This is a genomic window from Streptomyces sp. NBC_01439 (assembly GCF_036227605.1).
Lineage (GTDB): Bacteria > Actinomycetota > Actinomycetes > Streptomycetales > Streptomycetaceae > Streptomyces.
This window is the reverse complement of the sequence record NZ_CP109487.1, coordinates 4,914,534-4,933,018: the sequence shown is the minus strand read 5'-3', so window position 1 is coordinate 4,933,018 and position 18,485 is coordinate 4,914,534. Positions and strand designations below refer to the sequence as shown.

At 68.5% G+C, this 18,485-nt stretch carries 15 protein-coding genes and 2 pseudogenes; 8 read left to right on the top strand and 9 right to left on the bottom strand.

The genetic code is table 11. The annotated features are described in order from the left end of the window. Positions 1-35 precede the first annotated feature (35 nt). From OG207_RS22085 to rpmH, 9 genes are all read right to left on the bottom strand, one after another. Complete coding sequence (locus OG207_RS22085) at positions 36-653, bottom strand: GNAT family N-acetyltransferase (protein WP_329100202.1); 618 nt, start codon at positions 651-653, stop codon at positions 36-38. Positions 654-755: 102 nt separating this feature from the next. Next, positions 756-1,850 (bottom strand): ParB/RepB/Spo0J family partition protein, encoded by a 1,095-nt coding sequence (locus OG207_RS22080; protein ID WP_329100201.1) that lies wholly within the window; start codon positions 1,848-1,850, stop codon positions 756-758. Then, the gene (locus tag OG207_RS22075) at positions 1,847-2,935 is read right to left on the bottom strand and encodes a ParA family protein (RefSeq protein WP_329100200.1); all 1,089 of its coding nucleotides are present in this window, start codon (positions 2,933-2,935) and stop codon (positions 1,847-1,849) included. Before OG207_RS22075 ends, OG207_RS22080 begins: the two co-directional genes overlap by 4 nt. 276 nt (positions 2,936-3,211) lie before the next feature. Beyond that, entirely contained in the window at positions 3,212-3,928 is a 717-nt protein-coding gene (gene rsmG, locus OG207_RS22070; RefSeq protein WP_329100199.1) for a 16S rRNA (guanine(527)-N(7))-methyltransferase RsmG, read from the bottom strand. A gap of 135 nt (positions 3,929-4,063) precedes the next feature. After that, positions 4,064-4,576, bottom strand: coding sequence for a Jag family protein (locus tag OG207_RS22065; RefSeq protein WP_030008408.1), 513 nt, complete (start codon positions 4,574-4,576; stop codon positions 4,064-4,066). Positions 4,577-4,591: 15 nt separating this feature from the next. Then, on the bottom strand, positions 4,592-5,695 hold the full coding sequence (gene yidC, locus OG207_RS22060; protein ID WP_329100198.1) for a membrane protein insertase YidC: 1,104 nt from the start codon (positions 5,693-5,695) through the stop codon (positions 4,592-4,594). A gap of 3 nt (positions 5,696-5,698) precedes the next feature. Continuing rightward, entirely contained in the window at positions 5,699-5,980 is a 282-nt protein-coding gene (yidD, locus tag OG207_RS22055; protein WP_076043740.1) for a membrane protein insertion efficiency factor YidD, read from the bottom strand. Further along, positions 5,977-6,351: a ribonuclease P protein component gene (gene rnpA, locus OG207_RS22050; RefSeq protein WP_329100197.1), complete on the bottom strand. Its 375-nt coding sequence runs from the start codon at positions 6,349-6,351 to the stop codon at positions 5,977-5,979. The genes yidD and rnpA overlap by 4 nt, the downstream gene beginning before the upstream one ends. A 21-nt stretch (positions 6,352-6,372) precedes the next feature. Next, entirely contained in the window at positions 6,373-6,510 is a 138-nt protein-coding gene (gene rpmH / locus OG207_RS22045) for a 50S ribosomal protein L34 (protein ID WP_008741645.1), read from the bottom strand. 355 nt (positions 6,511-6,865) lie between these two features. Between rpmH and dnaA (OG207_RS44085) the strand changes: the two are divergent. The 8 genes and pseudogenes from dnaA (OG207_RS44085) to gyrA all read left to right on the top strand — a co-directional run. Further along, positions 6,866-7,346: pseudogene (gene dnaA, locus OG207_RS44085) on the top strand (chromosomal replication initiator protein DnaA); the annotation flags it as partial. Between the two features lie 137 nt (positions 7,347-7,483). Further along, a pseudogene (gene dnaA / locus OG207_RS22040) lies at positions 7,484-8,635 on the top strand (chromosomal replication initiator protein DnaA); the annotation flags it as partial. Positions 8,636-9,510: 875 nt separating this feature from the next. Further along, positions 9,511-10,641 (top strand): DNA polymerase III subunit beta, encoded by a 1,131-nt coding sequence (dnaN, locus tag OG207_RS22035; RefSeq protein ID WP_329100195.1) that lies wholly within the window; start codon positions 9,511-9,513, stop codon positions 10,639-10,641. A 244-nt stretch (positions 10,642-10,885) separates the two neighbouring features. Further along, on the top strand, positions 10,886-11,761 hold the full coding sequence (gene gnd / locus OG207_RS22030) for a phosphogluconate dehydrogenase (NAD(+)-dependent, decarboxylating) (protein ID WP_109779282.1): 876 nt from the start codon (positions 10,886-10,888) through the stop codon (positions 11,759-11,761). A gap of 85 nt (positions 11,762-11,846) precedes the next feature. Further along, positions 11,847-12,983 carry a DNA replication/repair protein RecF gene (gene recF, locus OG207_RS22025; RefSeq protein ID WP_329100193.1) on the top strand — a complete coding sequence of 379 codons (1,137 nt, stop codon included), beginning with the start codon at positions 11,847-11,849 and terminating at the stop codon, positions 12,981-12,983. Next, on the top strand, positions 12,980-13,513 hold the full coding sequence (locus tag OG207_RS22020; RefSeq protein WP_329100192.1) for a DUF721 domain-containing protein: 534 nt from the start codon (positions 12,980-12,982) through the stop codon (positions 13,511-13,513). Before recF ends, OG207_RS22020 begins: the two co-directional genes overlap by 4 nt. Before the next feature lie 280 nt (positions 13,514-13,793). After that, positions 13,794-15,818 carry a DNA topoisomerase (ATP-hydrolyzing) subunit B gene (gyrB, locus tag OG207_RS22015; RefSeq protein WP_328789648.1) on the top strand — a complete coding sequence of 675 codons (2,025 nt, stop codon included), beginning with the start codon at positions 13,794-13,796 and terminating at the stop codon, positions 15,816-15,818. Between the two features lie 43 nt (positions 15,819-15,861). Then, entirely contained in the window at positions 15,862-18,483 is a 2,622-nt protein-coding gene (gene gyrA, locus OG207_RS22010) for a DNA gyrase subunit A (protein ID WP_329100191.1), read from the top strand. Positions 18,484-18,485: the final 2 nt, after the last annotated feature.

The following is an 18,485-nucleotide window of genomic DNA, read 5'->3' as shown; positions in this document are numbered from 1 at the left end:
CCCCTCCAGGGGCGGCCCCGTTCCGCGTCTCGCGCTCACAGCGGCCGGAGCGCCGGCTCCTTGCGCGCCGCACCCAGCAGCCGGTCCAGTGCCAGCTCCACGTCTTCCTTCCACGACAGCGTCGAGCGGAGTTCCAGCCGCAGCCGCGGATGCACCGGGTGCGGGCGGACCGTCTTGAAGCCCACCGCGAGCAGGTGGTCGGCCGGCAGCAGGCACGCCGGGCCCTCCCAGTGCGCGTCCCCGAACGCCTCGATCGCCCGGAAGCCCCGCCGCAGCAGGTCCTTGGCCACCGTCTGGACCATGACCCGCCCCAGCCCCTGGCCCTGGTACCCCGGCATGATCCATGCAGTGATCAGCTGGACGGCATCGGGCGAGACCGGGCTGGTCGGAAAGGCGGTGGCCCGCGGCACGTACGCCGGCGGCGCATAGAGGACGAAGCCCACCGGGACCTCGTCCACATAGACCACTCGGCCGCAGGATCCCCACTCCAACAGGACGGCGGAGATCCACGCCTCCTTCTCCTGGGTGGGAGTACCCGCCTTCACCGCGGCCTCACCACTGACCGGGTCCAACTCCCAAAACACACAGGACCGGCAACGACGGGGCAGGTCCTGGAGGTTGTCCAGCGTGAGCGGTACCAGCCGACGACCCATGACCGCATCGTATCCACTGGTCCATCGTTCTTCGACAGCAAAGCGAAGGGGCGGACCGCACCGGTTCACACCGTTGCGGTCCGCCCCTGGGCGGCCCCGGGATCACTCCCCGGCGAGACCCTGATCCAGCACCCGACCCTCGCCCGGTGCCAGCGTCCCCAAAATCCGCTCCAGATCCTCCATCGAGGCGAACTCAACGGTGATCTTGCCCTTCTTCTGGCCCAGATCCACCTTCACCCGCGTCTCGAACCGGTCCGACAGCCGCGTCGCCAGCTCGCTGAGCGCCGGGGCCACCCGGGCACCCGCACGCGGGCCCCTCGGCTTCACCGCACTCGACGGCTCCGAGGCCATCAGCGTCACGATCTCCTCGACCGCACGCACCGACAGCCCCTCGGCCACGATCCGGTGCGCCAGCTTGTCCTGCTCCTCAGAGTCCTCCACCGAGAGCAGCGCACGCGCGTGTCCGGCCGACAGCACTCCCGCGGCGACCCGACGCTGTACCGAAGGGGACAGCTTGAGCAGTCGCAGCGTGTTCGACACCTGGGGACGCGAGCGCCCGATCCGGTCGGCCAACTGGTCGTGCGTGCAGTTGAAGTCCTTGAGCAGCTGGTCGTAGGCCGCCGCTTCTTCCAACGGGTTCAGCTGAGCCCGATGCAGGTTCTCCAGCAGCGCGTCCAGCAGCAGCTTCTCGTCGTCCGTCGCCCGAATGATCGCCGGAATGGCCTCCAGCCCGGCCTCGCGGCAGGCACGCCAGCGCCGCTCACCCATGATCAGCTCATAGCGACCGGGGGCCGACTGCCGCACCACCACCGGCTGGAGCAGGCCCACCTCCTGGATGGAGGTCACCAGCTCGGCAAGCGCGTCCTCGTCGAACACCTCGCGCGGCTGGCGCGGGTTCGGCGTGATCGCGTCCATCGGGAGCTCGGCGAACGTCGCCCCCGCCACCACATCGCTCTCCGGCTCGGACTGGGGCTCGGGTTCGGCCACCGGCACAACCGCAAGCGATGTTTCACGTGAAACATCGGCCTGTACGAGCGCAGCGAGCTTCGCCGCCGCCACCCCACGCTCCGAAGCCATCGTCGGCACCGCCGACGGGGACGTCGTCGCGGCGCTGATCACCGGCGGCGTCTTCTCCTGCGGAGCCGCGGGGATCAGCGCACCGAGCCCCCGCCCCAGACCCCTACGTCGCTCACTCACTGGATCCCCTCCGCCACACTGTGCGTGCTGTTGCTGCCCGGGCCCAGATGGGCGTGCCGAGCGTCGTAATGAATGCCGACCCCTCGATACGCGATCTCTCGCGCTGCCTCCAGGTAGGAGAGGGAACCACTGGAACCCGGGTCGTACGTGAGCACCGTCTGCCCATAGCTCGGCGCCTCGGAAATGCGCACCGACCGAGGGATGCTCGTCCGCAGCACCTCCTTGCCGAAGTGGCTGCGCACCTCCTCCGCCACCTGCGAGGCCAGCCGTGTCCTGCCGTCGTACATCGTCAGCAGGATGGTGGACACGTGGAGCGTCGGGTTGAGATGGGCCCGCACCAGATCGACATTGCGCAGCAGCTGACCCAGACCCTCCAGCGCGTAGTACTCGCACTGGATCGGGATCAGCACCTCCGCGCCGGCCACCAGTGCGTTCACCGTCAGCAAGCCGAGCGAGGGCGGGCAGTCGATCAGGATGTAGTCGAGGGGCTGGTCGTACGCCTGGATCGCCCGCTGGAGGCGGCTCTCCCTCGCCACCAGCGACACCAGCTCGATCTCCGCACCCGCCAGATCGATCGTGGCGGGAGCGCAGAAGAGCCCCTCTACGTCCACCACCGGCTGGACGACCTCCAGCAGCGGCCGGCTGTCCACGAGCACGTCGTAGATGGACGGCACGTCGGCGTGGTGGTCGATGCCCAGCGCCGTGGACGCATTGCCCTGCGGGTCGAGGTCGACCACCAAGACCCGTGCACCGTGCAGCGCGAGCGACGCCGCCAGGTTCACGGTCGTCGTGGTCTTGCCCACGCCGCCCTTCTGGTTGGCGACCACGATGACCCGGGTCTGATTCGGCCGGGGAAGCCTCTCACCGGTGCGCCCCAGGGCGTCGACCGCCTGCTGAGCGGCTCGGCCGATGGGGGTGTCGTTGTCTACAAGAGGCGGAGGCAATGTTTCACGTGAAACATCCTCACCCGCCGGTTCAGAGCGGGGACCGGGGACCGGATCGGCCATCGGCCCCGCGAGGTTGGCGTCGGACCGCACGGTGTCACTCTCCTCGACATCAGGCTCGCGATGAACAGAGCCTCCCATGTCACCCGGGTCGCGAACCAGCGGGGCCCGTACTCCTGTGGATGAATCCACCGATGTGGACAACTCTGTCCCCCTTGCGTCCTTGCGCTCGCGGGAGGAGGAAGCCGCACGACCGCGGCTGATGATTCCGTGCAGCAGAGAGCGACGTTTCACGTGAAACACGATGCCCGGAGGGAGTCTCCCGGCCGCTACGACACTCCGAAATCCATACCTATAGGGCCCAACACGGATGAAATCTCCCGTGTGGGCCCCGGCTGCCAGCAAATCAGCGGAGAACTACCGGCGCCGGCGGGTACGCCCCACCCGGGCCGCCTTAGCCCGCTTGGCCGCGAACCTCACCCCTCCAGGGCTCTCGCCGACCTCAACCCGCACCACCGTCGACAACGGGTCCACCAGACCCTCGCCCACCTGCAGCACCGAGGTCTTCACCACACCCAGCTTCGCCAGCGCCGTCTTCGCCGACACCAGCTCCTCGTCCGCGGTGTCGCCCTTCAGCGCCAGCATCTCGCCGTACGGCCGCAGCAGGGGCACTCCCCAGCCAGCCAGCCGGTCCAGCGGAGCCACCGCCCGCGCCGTCACCACGTGCACCGGCTGCAGCTTGCCCAGGACCTCCTCGGCCCGCCCGCGCATCACCGTGACGTGGTCCAGGCCGAGCAGCTCCACGGCCTCCTGGAGGAAGGTCGTACGCCGCAGCAGCGGTTCGAGCAGCGTGATCTTGAGATCCCGTCGCACCAGAGCGAGCGGGATACCGGGCAGACCCGCACCCGAGCCCACGTCGCACACGGTGACGCCCTGGGGCACCACCTCCGACAGCACAGCGCAGTTCAGCAGGTGCCGCTCCCACAGGCGCGGCACCTCACGCGGCCCGATCAGGCCCCGCTTGACTCCCGCGTCCGCCAGCAGCTCCGCGTACCGCACAGCTTCCGGGAAAAACTCACCGAACACCGCGCGCGCCTCTTCAGGCGCCGGGGGAAGCTCAGCTGCCTCCGTCACGGGGACCGTCCTTCCGTACCGCATGGTTTTTGAAAACCACGTCTTCAAGTGAGGCGTCGTTCACCTGTCAGGCCAGGCTGACAAACATCGGCCCCGTCTGCGACACAGACGGGGCCGAACAACTCGCGTCGACGATCAGGCCGGGAGCACGACGACGAAGCGCTGCGGCTCCTCGCCCTCGGACTCGCTCCGCAGACCGGCGGCCGCCACCGCATCGTGGACGACCTTGCGCTCGAACGGGGTCATCGGAGCCAGCTTCAGCGGCTCGCCCGACGCCTTTACGTCCGCCGCGGCCTGAGCGCCCAGGGCCGCCAGCTCCTCGCGCTTCTTCGCGCGAAACCCGGCGATGTCCAGCATCAGCCGGCTGCGGTCCCCGGTCTCCCGGTGCACGGCGAGGCGGGTGAGCTCCTGGAGCGCCTCCAGAACCTCACCGTCGCGGCCCACGAGCTTCTGCAGATCACGGCTGGCCGAGTCACTGACGATCGACACCGCGGCCCGGTCGGCCTCGACGTCCATGTCGATGTCGCCGTCCAGGTCAGCAATGTCCAGCAGACCCTCGAGGTAGTCGGCCGCGATCTCACCCTCCTGCTCGAGGCGGGTCAGGGTGTCGCCACTCTCAGCGGCGGCGGTGGTGGTGCCTTCCGTCACGGGAGAGACTCCTTCTTACTTCTTGGGAGCGGGCTTGCTGGGGGTCTGACGCTGCGCCTTCGACTGGCGCTTCGGCTGCTGCCGCTTCGCGGCACCGCCGCTCGCCGCATCCGAGTCCGCCGTGGCTTCGACACTCTTGATCACGGAGCCGTCGGGCTGCGCGGCCATGCCCTGCTTGGTGAGGGCGGCGATGAACTTGCGCTCGTTGTCGTTGCGGTCCGGGCCCTTGGCGACGATCGCCGCGACGACCCGCTTCCTGCCCCGGCCCTTGAGCTCACCGTGCGAGGTGATCTGCTTCAGCAGGCGGGTCAGGTACTGGTCCTGCGCCTTGCTGCCCGGCGTCGGGTTCTGGTTGATCACGTACATCTGCTGACCCATGGTCCACACGTTCGTGGTCAGCCAGTAGACGAGGACACCGACGGGGAAGTTGATGCCCATGACCGCGAAGATCACCGGGAAGATGTACATCAGCATCTTCTGCTGCTGCATGAACGGCGTCTTGACCGAGAGGTCGACGTTCTTCTGCATCAGCTGACGCTGAGTGTAGAACTGCGACAGCGACATCATGATGATCATGACGGCGGTCACGATCCGGACGTCCGTCAGCGTCGCACCGAGGGCGGCGACCTTCTCCGGGCTGTCCATGAACTTCGCGGCGATCGGCGCGCCGAAGATCTTGGCCGCACGGGCGCTGTCGACCAGCTGCTGGTCCATCGCGCCGACCGCCTTGCCATCGGCGATGTTCGACAGCACGTGGTACAGGGCGAAGAAGAACGGGGACTGCGCCAAGATGGGCAGGCACGAGGAGAGCGGGTTGGTGCCCGTCTCCTTGTACAGCTTCATCATCTCTTCGGACTGACGCTGCTTGTCGTTCTTGTAGCGCTCCTGGATCGCCTTCATCTTCGGCTGGAGCGCCTGCATGCCCCGCGTCGCCTTGATCTGCTTCACGAAGAGCGGGATCAGGCAGATACGGATCAAGATCACTAGGGACACGATGGACAGGCCCCAGGCCCACCCACTCGACTCACCGAAGATCGCCCCGTACATCGAGTGGAACTGGACGATGATCCACGAGACGGGGTAAGTGATAAAGCTGAACAGACTGGCAATCGTGTCCACTAATCAGGCTCCTTGAGCATTGCGAGATCTACGCAACGCACTGCGCAGCTGCTCGTGCCAACGCGGGCGTTTACGGGGTGGGACGTGGTCCACGCCACCTGGGGACCACGGATTGCACCGCAGGATCCGCCAGGCGGTCAGGGCCGTCCCCTTGACCGCACCATGCCGGTCGATGGCCGTGTACCCGTAGTGCGAACACGACGGGTAGTAGCGGCACACCGGCCCGAGCAGCGGACTGATCGTCCACTGGTACAGCTTGATCAAAGCGAGCAGCGGGTACTTCATCGAGCCACGCCTCCCAGGAGCCGCACCAGAGCGGCATCCAGGTCCCGGGCCAGCTCGTCGGGGCCGGCATCACCCGCTCCGGGCAACGCGCGTACCACCACCAGGCTACCGGCGGGCAGCTGGGACAGCCGCTCGCGGACCAGATGGCGCAGACGGCGCTTGACCCGGTTACGTATGACGGCGTTGCCGACAGCCTTGCTGACGACGAAACCCGCACGCGTCGAGGGATCGATCTCCCCCGGCTCGTGCGGGTCCGTTGCACCGCTTGTACGTAGATGGACGACGAGGAGCGGGCGACCGGCCCGGCGACCTCGGCGTACCGCGCTCGCGAAGTCCTCGCGCCGCCTCAGCCGATTATCGGGAGACAGCACGACGTCACGACCTGCGTGTTGTTACGCGGAAAGGGCGGCGCGGCCCTTGCCACGACGGTTCGCGAGGATCGCGCGACCGGCACGGGTACGCATCCGCAGGCGGAAGCCGTGGGTCTTGGCGCGACGGCGGTTGTTCGGCTGGAAGGTGCGCTTGCTCACTCGGGGGCTCCAGAGAATGAATCGTTGTGGCGGGACATCGCCTGGCTGTCACCGTGCGCCCACGAGGAAACTCGCGTGTTCGCCCGAGTGGCACCGCTAAATGATCACTATCAGTGACCTTCGCCCATCGGTAGGCAGGCGGCAGCAGCCATCGACAACTCGACCTGGTTACGGTACGCGCGGCTACGCCATCCGGTCAAACCGAGCCGACCTGGCCCCACACTGTGCACAGGCTGTGGACAACGACTTGAACCCTACCCGCTGGCCTGACTACCGTTGCCTGACCCCGGATTTTTTGTCCCGACCGTCCCAAAGAACCACACATTCGTGGGACCCCTGTGAGAGAGCGTGCTCTGTGGCTGACGTACCTGCCGATCTTGCCGCAGTGTGGCCAAGGGTGCTCGAAAAGCTCCTCGGGGAGGGACAGCCGGGGATCGAGCCCAAGGACAAGCAATGGGTCGAGCGGTGTCAGCCCCTGGCACTCGTCGCCGACACCGCGCTGCTGGCCGTCCCCAACGAATGGGGCAAGCGCGTCCTCGAAGGCCGCCTCGCCCCGCTGATCAGCGACGCGCTCAGCCGTGAATGCGGCCGCCCGATCCGGATCGCCATCACCGTGGACGACTCCGCCGGCGAGCCCGCGCCCCCCGCTCCGCCCGTCCAGCAGCAGGGCGGGTACGAGCCGTACGGCGGCCAGCGCCCCGGCGACGACCAGCTCCCCACCGCCCGCCCGGCCTACCCGGACTACCAGCAGCAGCGCCCCGAGCCCGGCGCCTGGCCCCGCGGCGGCCAACAGGACGACTACGGCTGGCAGCAGCCGCGCCTCGGCGGTTTCCCCGAACGCGACCCGTACGCCTCCCCGCAGCCCGGATACCTCCAGCAGTCCGAGCCCTCCGGCTACGACCAGGGCTCCTACGAGCAGCAGAAGTACGAGCCGTCCCCGTACGAGGCCCAGCAGCAGCACCAGTCCCATTCGTACGAGCAGCAGCCGTACGAGCCCCAGCAGTACGAGCAGCCGGCACCGCGCCAGGCCCCCGGCCGACCCGCGGCGCCGCCGTCCCCGTCCGGCGGCTCCACCTCGGGCCCGCTGGAGCCGACCGCCCGGCTGAACCCCAAGTACCTCTTCGACACCTTCGTCATCGGCGCCTCCAACCGCTTCGCGCACGCCGCCGCGGTGGCCGTCGCCGAGGCACCCGCGAAGGCCTACAACCCCCTCTTCGTCTACGGGGAGTCGGGCCTCGGCAAGACGCACCTGCTGCACGCCATCGGGCACTACGCGCGGAGCCTCTACCCCGGCACCCGGGTGCGGTACGTGAGCTCCGAGGAGTTCACCAACGAGTTCATCAACTCCATCCGCGACGGCAAGGGCGACGCGTTCCGCAAGCGCTACCGCGAGATGGACATCCTGCTCGTCGACGACATCCAGTTCCTCGCGAGCAAGGAGTCGACGCAGGAGGAGTTCTTCCACACCTTCAACACGCTCCACAACGCCAACAAGCAGATCGTGCTCTCCTCCGACCGGCCGCCCAAGCAGCTCGTCACCCTGGAGGACCGGCTCCGCAACCGCTTCGAGTGGGGCCTGATCACCGACGTCCAGCCGCCCGAGCTGGAGACCCGCATCGCGATCCTGCGCAAGAAGGCCGTACAGGAGCAGCTCAACGCCCCGCCGGAGGTACTGGAGTTCATCGCCTCCCGCATCTCGCGCAACATCCGCGAGCTGGAGGGGGCGCTGATCCGGGTCACGGCCTTCGCGAGCCTCAACCGGCAGCCGGTCGACCTGGGCCTCACCGAGGACGTCCTGAAGAACCTGATCCCGGGCGGCGAGGACAGCGCGCCGGAGATCACGGCCACCGACATCATGGCGGCCACCGCGGACTACTTCGGCCTGACCGTGGACGACCTGTGCGGCTCCTCGCGCAGCCGGGTCCTGGTCACCGCCCGGCAGATCGCCATGTACCTGTGCCGTGAGCTCACCGACCTCTCCCTGCCCAAGATCGGGGCCCAGTTCGGCGGCCGCGACCACACGACCGTCATGCACGCGGACCGCAAGATCCGCGCCCTGATGGCCGAGCGGCGCTCCATCTACAACCAGGTCACCGAGCTCACCAACCGCATCAAGAACGCCTGAGCGCGGCCCCCGACACCCGGTTCGGGGCCGCTCCAGGGCCCCTTCACACGCATTTAGAGGGCGCTCCCGGTCCATAACGGGGGCGCCCTTCTTCGTGCGCGCGCCCCTGACCTGTTCGAATACGCCCCCTGTGGAGCAACTCATCCACAGATTGGGAGACTTTCTTCCGTCCACACCCTGGGGACGGGGCGCGTCACCCACAATCTGTCCACAGGCGTGCGGGGTGAGGCTCCATCAGGGCTGGTCAGGCCCCTGTGGAATTGTGCACAAACGTCGTCCACAGGCTGTGGACAAATATTTCGTCCACAGCCCTGTCCACGGCGTTGTCCACCGTCGACCCACAGATTTCCACGTCCTGTGCACAGGATGCGCGGGCTTCTCCACACCCTTGTCCACTGTTCGGCAACGCACCACCCCCTCTCACCGCCCGGAGTGAAAGCCGTCACACCGATGTAGACGTTTGGGTTGTGGAGTACCGGGGGAAAGCTGGGGACGCACCTGTGGAGTAATCGGGGTCACCTGGGGACAGCCTGTGCAGAACTTTTCGTTCTCCACAGAGACACGGGGTTGTCCACCGGTGTCACCCACAGGGTCGGTGGATAAAAAACGGGGTTTGACCTGCGAGAACGGGCTTATCCACCGTTTCCACAGGCCCTACTACTACCCCCATAGAGAGTTAGGCCGGTTTCGGTTTTCAAGCGGGTCCTGTGCACAACTCGTCGATCGCCCGCCCCGACGCCTCGCTCCCGACTTGACCGCCAGCCGCACCGAGTGTCGGCGCCGTAGGTCAGACTGGTCCCCGGCATCGGTCGAGGCATCGACGGGCCGACGACGAAGGTCGGCAGACGAGCGAGCAACAGCAGGAGGCGGTTCCGGTGAAGATCCGGGTGGAGCGCGACGTACTGGCGGAGGCGGTGGCTTGGGCCGCCCGTAGCCTCCCGGCCCGGCCGCCGGTGCCCGTTCTCGCGGGCCTGCTGCTGAAGGCCGAGGAGGGCACCTTGAGCCTCTCCGGCTTCGACTACGAGGTCTCGGCCCGGGTCTCCGTCGAGGCGGACGTCGAGGAGGACGGCACCGTCCTGGTTTCCGGCCGACTGCTCGCCGACATCTGCCGCGCCCTCCCCAACCGCCCGGTGGAGATTTCCACAGACGGTGTACGGGCGACCGTGGTCTGCGGCTCCTCGCGGTTCACCCTCCACACCCTGCCCGTGGAGGAGTACCCGGCACTGCCGCAGATGCCGACCGCGACCGGCACCGTTGCCGGTGAGGTCTTCGCCTCCGCCGCCAAGCAGGTGGCCACTGCCGCCGGCCGTGACGACACGCTGCCGGTGCTGACCGGTGTCCGCATCGAGATCGAGGGCGACCGGGTCACCCTGGCCTCCACCGACCGCTACCGCTTCGCGGTCCGCGAGTTCCTGTGGAAGCCGGAGAACCCGGATGCGTCGGCCGTGGCCCTGGTGCCCGCCAAGACGCTCCAGGAGATCGCCAACTCGCTCACCAGCGGTGACACGGTCACCCTGGCGCTGTCGGGCTCCGGCGCGGGCGAGGGCCTGATCGGTTTCGAGGGCGCCGGCCGCCGCACCACCACCCGGCTGCTCGAGGGCGACCTGCCCAAGTACCGGACGCTCTTCCCGACCGAGTTCAACTCCGTCGCCGTGATCGAGACCGCCCCGTTCGTCGAGGCCGTCAAGCGCGTGGCCCTGGTGGCCGAGCGCAACACCCCGGTCCGCCTCAGCTTCGAGCAGGGCGTGCTGATCCTGGAGGCCGGCTCCTCCGACGACGCACAGGCTGTGGAAAGGGTCGACGCCCAGCTGGACGGCGACGACATCTCGATCGCCTTCAACCCGACCTTCCTGCTGGACGGCCTGAGCGCGATCGCTTCCCCGGTGGCCCAGCTCAGCTTCACCACGTCGACCAAGCCCGCGCTGCTCAGCGGCCGCCCGGCGATCGACGCGGAGGCCGACGAGGCCTACAAGTACCTGATCATGCCGGTGCGCCTGTCCGGCTGACGCCCACCTATTGACGTCGGGCCCGGTCTCGCACGCAGCGGGACCGGGCCCGACGTCGTCCACAGGCTGGGGAGGGCGGCGGGAAAACCGGGAAAGCCGGACGGGCCGCCATGGAGCGCCCGCAAGGCCCGCCGCCACGGCCCGGCGTAGGCTCGGATCCGGTGGGCGACCCCCTGCGCGTCCGGCGAGGACACGGCCGGGGAAGCCCCGGCAAAGACGGCCACAACGCTTAAGGAACCACCTGATGGAGCTTGGTCTCGTCGGTCTCGGCAAGATGGGCGGCAACATGCGCGAGCGCATCCGCCGCGCAGGCCACACCGTCATCGGATACGACCGCAACCCGGACCTCGCGGATGTCCACAGCCTGCAGGAGCTTGTGGACAGCCTGCAGGCCCCCCGCGTCGTGTGGGTCATGGTCCCGGCCGGTGCGGCCACCCAGTCCACGGTCGACGAGCTCGCCGAGCTGCTGTCGCCCGGTGACGTCGTCGTCGACGGCGGGAACTCCCGCTGGACCGACGACGAGAAGCACGCCGAGGAGCTGAAGGCCAAGGGCATCGGCTTCGTCGACTGCGGTGTCTCCGGCGGCGTGTGGGGCCTGGAGAACGGCTACGCGCTCATGTACGGCGGCGCCGCCGAGGACGTGGCCCGCGTACAGCCGGTCTTCGACGCCCTCAAGCCCGAGGGCGAGTTCGGCGCCGTGCACGCGGGCAAGGTCGGCGCGGGTCACTTCGCGAAGATGGTCCACAACGGCATCGAGTACGCCATGATGCAGGCCTACGCCGAGGGCTGGGAGCTCCTGGAGAAGGTGGACTCGGTCACCGACGTCCGCGAGGTCTTCCGCTCCTGGCAGGAGGGCACCGTCATCCGCTCCTGGCTGCTGGACCTGGCCGTGAACGCCCTCGACGAGGACGAGCACCTGGAGCAGCTGCGCGGCTTCGCCCAGGACTCCGGCGAGGGACGCTGGACGGTGGAGGCGGCGATCGACAACGCCGTGCCGCTGCCCGCGATCACCGCGTCGCTCTTCGCGCGCTTCGCCTCGCGGCAGGACGACTCCCCGCAGATGAAGATGATCGCCGCGCTGCGCAACCAGTTCGGCGGCCACGCGGTCGAGAAGAAGTAGCGCTTCGCACCACAGCGGTAACCACAGCACCACAGCGGTACAGCACCACAGCGAGTAGTTGGAAGCCGGGGGAGGTCGGCGCCGTATGCACGTTTCGCATCTCTCATTGGCCGACTTCCGCTCGTACGCCCGGGCCGAGGTTCCCCTCGACCCGGGCGTCACCGCTTTCGTGGGCCCCAACGGCCAGGGGAAGACCAACCTCGTCGAGGCGATCGGCTACCTCGCGACCCTCGGCAGCCACCGGGTCTCCTCGGACGCCCCGCTCGTGCGGATGGGCGCGGACCGGGCGATCATCCGCGCGGCCGTCACCCAGGGCGAGCGGCAGCAGCTGGTGGAACTGGAGCTCAACCCCGGCCGGGCGAACCGGGCCCGGATCAACCGGTCCTCGCAGGTCAGGCCGCGGGACGTGCTGGGGATCATACGAACGGTGCTGTTCGCGCCGGAGGACCTGGCCCTGGTCAAGGGCGACCCGGGCGAGCGGCGGCGGTTCCTGGACGAGCTGGTCACGGCGCGCTCGCCGCGGATGGCCGCGGTCCGCTCCGACTACGAGCGGGTGCTCAAGCAGCGCAACACCTTGCTGAAGTCGGCGGCGATGGCCCGCCGGCACGGCGGCCGCTCCCTGGACCTCTCCACCCTCGACGTGTGGGACCAGCACCTCGCCCGCGCGGGTGCGGAGCTGCTAGCGCAGCGGCTGGATCTGATCGCGACCCTGCTGCCCCTGGCGGACAAGGCCTACGAGCAGCTCGCGCCCGGCGGCGGCCCGCTCGGGCTGACCTACAAGTCCTCGGCCGGCGAGCCGGTGGACAGCGCCGCGGCGCGCACCCGCGAGGCCCTCTACGAGGTGCTGCTGGCCGCGCTGGCCGAAGTGCGCAAGCAGGAGATCGAGCGCGGCGTCACCCTGGTCGGCCCGCACCGCGACGACGTGGTGCTGCGGCTCGGGGAGCTGCCCGCGAAGGGGTACGCGAGCCACGGGGAGTCGTGGTCGTACGCGCTCGCGCTGCGGCTGGCCTCCTACGAGCTGCTGCGCTCGGAGGGCAGCGAGCCGGTGCTGATCCTCGACGACGTCTTCGCCGAGCTGGACGCGCGGCGCCGGGAGCGACTGGCGGAGCTGGTGGCCCCGGGCGAGCAGGTCCTGGTGACGGCGGCGGTCGACGACGACGTCCCGGGGGTGCTGGTGGGGACGCGGTTCGGGGTGTCCGGCGGTGAGGTGACCCGGCTGTGAACGAGCACGCCAAGGACCCGCAGGAGGGTCGCAGGACCCCGGAGCCCTCCGGGGTGGACCTCGCGCGCCAGGCCCTCGCGGCGGCGCGCGAGCAGGCGCGGGCCCGGGGCAACGCGGCCGGCGGGAAGAAGCGCCAGCAGCCGGGGCTGCGCTCGGGAGCCCGTGCGGACGGCCGGGACCCGATGCCGCTCATGGCGGCGCTGGACCGGCTGCGCACCGAACGCGGCTGGGAGATGCCGATGGCGGTGGCGGGCGTGATGGAGCGCTGGCCGGAGATCGTCGGCCCGGAGATCGCGGCCCACTGTGAACCGGAACGCTACGAGGACCGTGAGCTTGTCGTGCGGTGCGATTCCTCGGCGTGGGCGGCTCAGCTGAAGCTGCTGGCTCCGCAGCTGGTCGCGCGGCTGAACGCGGATCTGGGGCAGGGCACCGTACGCCTGATCAAGGTCCAGGGGCCCGGCGGACGGCCGAAGGGCTACGGGCCGTGGCGGGCGCCGGGCAGCAAGGGACCGGGCGACACCTACGGGTGAGTAGCCGGTCCGGCGGGTGGTGTCCCTCACGGTAGTCGGAGGTTGACAGCCCGAAGGGCTGGATGCCCGTGTGAGCCTCTTTGAGCCCCTCCCCGGATGTGGGGAGTCGGAGAGAGGAGGTTCAGGGCGGCACATGCGGACTCAGGTACCGGCAAACCCCCATTCATGTCCGTGGTACCGGTAGACTGAAGCGAATCCCGCCCGTTCGCGGGATCACGCAGACAACGCAGATCGACGCGGCCGCTCCCGCTGGCGCACTTGCTGGTCCGGGATACGGGCTGTGCTGTGCCAGAAAGGGCGCTTCGTGGCCGATTCCGGCGACTCCAACGAGAAGAATTACGACGCCAGTGCGATCCAGGTCCTCGAGGGCCTGGACGCGGTCCGCAAGCGGCCGGGTATGTACATCGGCTCGACGGGTGAGCGTGGTCTGCACCACCTCGTCTACGAGGTCGTCGACAACTCGGTCGACGAGGCGCTGGCCGGGCACGCGGACACCATCGACGTGACGATCCTCGCCGACGGTGGGGTGCGCGTGATCGACAACGGTCGCGGCATCCCGGTCGGCATCGTTCCGTCCGAGGGCAAGCCGGCCGTCGAGGTCGTCCTGACGGTCCTGCACGCGGGCGGCAAGTTCGGTGGCGGCGGCTACGCCGTCTCCGGTGGTCTGCACGGCGTCGGCGTGTCCGTCGTGAACGCCCTGTCGACCAAGGTCGCGGTCGAGGTCAAGACGGACGGCCACCGCTGGACGCAGGACTACAAGCTGGGCGTGCCGACGGCCCCGCTGGCCAAGAACGAGGAGACGGAGAAGACCGGCACCTCGGTCACCTTCTGGGCCGACGGCGACATCTTCGAGACGACCGAGTACTCCTTCGAGACGCTGTCGCGGCGCTTCCAGGAGATGGCCTTCCTCAACAAGGGCCTGACCCTGTCGCTGACCGATGAGCGCGAGTCGGCGAAGGCCACCGCGGGCGCCGACGACCCGGACGCGGACGCGGCCGAGCCCCAGGCGCGCACGGTGAAGTACTACTACGAGGGCGGCATCGTCGACTTCGTGAAGTACCTCAACTCGCGCAAGGGCGAGCTCATCCACCCGACCGTCATCGACGTCGAGGCCGAGGACAAGGAGCGGATGCTCTCGGTCGAGATCGCGATGCAGTGGAACTCGCAGTACACGGAGGGCGTCTACTCCTTCGCGAACACGATCCACACGCACGAGGGCGGTACGCACGAGGAGGGCTTCCGGGCCGCGCTGACGGGTCTGGTGAACCGTTACGCGCGCGACAAGAAGCTGCTGCGCGAGAAGGACGACAACCTCGCCGGCGAGGACATCCGCGAGGGTCTGACGGCGATCATCTCGGTCAAGCTGGGCGAGCCCCAGTTCGAGGGCCAGACGAAGACCAAGCTGGGCAACACCGAGGCCAAGACCTTCGTGCAGAAGGTCGTCCACGAGCACCTCAACGACTGGTTCGACCGCAACCCGGTCGAGGCCGCGGACATCATCCGCAAGTCGATCCAGGCGGCCACGGCGCGCGTCGCGGCCCGCAAGGCCCGTGACCTCACCCGTCGCAAGGGTCTGCTGGAGAGCGCCTCGCTGCCGGGCAAGCTGTCCGACTGCCAGTCGAACGACCCGACCAAGTGCGAGATCTTCATCGTCGAGGGCGACTCGGCCGGTGGCTCCGCGAAGTCCGGCCGCAACCCGATGTACCAGGCCATCCTGCCCATCCGCGGCAAGATCCTGAACGTCGAGAAGGCCCGTATCGACAAGATCCTGCAGAACACCGAGGTCCAGGCGCTGATCAGCGCCTTCGGCACCGGTGTGCACGAGGACTTCGACATCGAGAAGCTCCGCTATCACAAGATCATCTTGATGGCGGACGCCGACGTCGACGGTCAGCACATCAACACCCTGCTGCTGACCTTCCTCTTCCGCTTCATGCGGCCGCTGGTCGAGGCCGGTCACGTGTACCTGTCGCGCCCGCCCCTCTACAAGATCAAGTGGGGCCGGGACGACTTTGAGTACGCGTACTCGGACCGCGAGCGCGATGCGCTGGTGGAGCTCGGCAAGCAGAACGGCAAGCGGATCAAGGAAGACTCGATCCAGCGCTTCAAGGGTCTGGGCGAGATGAACGCCGAGGAGCTGCGGGTCACCACCATGGACGTGGACCACCGCGTCCTCGGTCAGGTCACCCTCGACGACGCGGCGCAGGCCGACGACCTGTTCTCGGTGCTGATGGGTGAGGACGTCGAGGCGCGGCGCTCCTTCATCCAGCGCAACGCCAAGGACGTCCGCTTCCTCGACATCTGAGTCGGCTCCGCTGACCGCCGCCTGAAAGGATTTCTGACCAGCAATGGCCGACGAAACCACCCCCACCGCAGAGAATCCCGCGGAAGAGGCGCAGCCCGTGCTGCGCATCGAGCCCGTCGGGCTCGAGACGGAGATGCAGCGCTCCTACCTCGACTACGCGATGTCCGTCATCGTCTCGCGCGCCCTGCCGGACGTGCGCGACGGCCTCAAGCCGGTGCACCGCCGCGTGCTGTACGCGATGTACGACGGCGGCTACCGGCCCGAGAAGGGCTTCTACAAGTGCGCCCGCGTCGTCGGCGACGTCATGGGCACCTACCACCCGCACGGTGACAGCTCGATCTACGACGCCCTGGTCCGCCTGGCCCAGCCGTGGTCGATGCGCATGCCGCTCGTGGACTCCAACGGCAACTTCGGCTCCCCGGGCAACGACCCGGCGGCCGCGATGCGCTACACCGAGTGCAAGCTCATGCCGCTGGCCATGGAGATGCTCCGGGACATCGACGAGGAGACCGTCGACTTCCAGGACAACTACGACGGCCGCAACCAGGAGCCCACCGTCCTGCCGGCGCGCTTCCCGAACCTGCTGGTCAACGGCAGCGCCGGCATCGCGGTCGGCATGGCCACCAACATTCCGCCGCACAACCTCCGCGAGGTCGCGGCCGGTGCCCAGTGGGCGCTGGAGCACCCGGAGGCCACGCACGAGGAGCTCCAGGACGCGCTGATCGAGCGGATCAAGGGCCCGGACTTCCCGTCGGGCGCCCTGGTCGTGGGCCGCAAGGGCATCGAGGAGGCGTACCGGACCGGTCGCGGCTCCATCACGATGCGCGCGGTGGTGGAGGTCGAGGAGATCCAGAACCGCCAGTGCCTGGTGGTCACGGAGCTCCCGTACCAGACCAACCCCGACAACCTCGCGCAGAAGATCGCGGACCTGGTGAAGGACGGCAAGGTCGGCGGCATCGCCGACGTCCGTGACGAGACCTCGTCGCGGACCGGCCAGCGCCTGGTGATCGTGCTCAAGCGCGACGCCGTCGCCAAGGTCGTGCTGAACAACCTCTACAAGCACACCGAGCTGCAGACGAACTTCGGCGCGAACATGCTGGCGCTGGTGGACGGCGTGCCGCGCACGCTGTCGATCGACGCGTTCATCCGTCACTGGGTGACGCACCAGATCGAGGTCATCGTCCGGCGCACGAAGTTCCGCCTGCGCAAGGCGGAGGAGCGCGCCCACATCCTGCGCGGTCTGCTCAAGGCGCTGGACGCGATCGACGAGGTCATCGCCCTCATCCGGCGCAGCAACACGGTCGAGATCGCGCGCGAGGGCCTGATGGGCCTCCTGGAGATCGACGAGATCCAGGCGAACGCGATCCTGGAGATGCAGCTCCGCCGCCTGGCGGCCCTGGAGCGGCAGAAGATCGTCGCCGAGCACGACGAGCTCCAGGCCAAGATCAACGAGTACAACGCCATCCTGGCCTCGGAGGAGCGCCAGCGCTCCATCGTCAGCGAGGAACTGGCGGCGATCGTCGAGAAGTTCGGCGACGACCGGCGTTCCAAGCTGGTGCCCTTCGACGGTGACATGTCCATCGAGGACCTGATCGCCGAAGAGGACATCGTCGTCACGATCACGCACGGCGGCTACGTCAAGCGCACCAAGACCGAGGACTACCGCTCGCAGAAGCGCGGCGGCAAGGGCGTGCGCGGCACCAAGCTGAAGCAGGACGACCTGGTCGACCACTTCTTCGTGTCCACCACGCACCACTGGCTGCTGTTCTTCACGAACAAGGGCCGCGTCTACCGGTCCAAGGCGTACGAGCTGCCGGACGCCGGCCGTGACGCCCGCGGGCAGCACGTCGCGAACCTGCTGGCCTTCCAGCCGGACGAGAAGATCGCCCAGATCCTCGCGATCCGCGACTACGAGGCGGCGCCCTACCTGATCCTGGCCACCAAGGGCGGCCTCGTGAAGAAGACGGCGCTCAAGGACTACGACTCGCCCCGCTCGGGCGGCGTCATCGCCATCAACCTCCGGGAGACCGGCGCCGACGGTGCCGAGGGCACTGCTGACGAGCTGATCGGTGCGGAGCTGGTGTCCGCCGAGGACGACCTGCTGCTGATCAGCAAGAAGGCGCAGTCGATCCGCTTCACGGCGACCGACGACGCGCTGCGCCCGATGGGCCGCGCCACCTCGGGCGTGAAGGGCATGAGTTTCCGTGAAGGTGACGAACTGCTGTCCATGAACGTGGTGAGGCCGGGTACGTTCGTCTTCACCGCGACCGACGGCGGCTACGCCAAGCGGACGCCGGTCGACGAGTACCGCGTCCAGGGCCGTGGCGGTCTGGGCATCAAGGCCGCCAAGATCGTGGAGGACCGCGGCTCGCTCGTCGGAGCGCTCGTGGTCGACGAGAGCGACGAGATTCTCGCCATCACGCTCGGCGGTGGTGTGATTCGCACGCGCGTCAACGAAGTCAGGGAGACCGGCCGTGACACCATGGGCGTCCAGCTGATCAACCTGGGCAAGCGCGATGCCGTGGTCGGCATCGCCCGCAACGCCGAGGCCGGTCAGGAAGCTGACGAGGTCGAGGCCGACGAGAACGACACCGAGGTGGCCGACGGACAGGTCGCCGAGGCAGCCGAGGGCACGCAGCCCTCGGCCGGGGAGCACGAGGAGTAAGT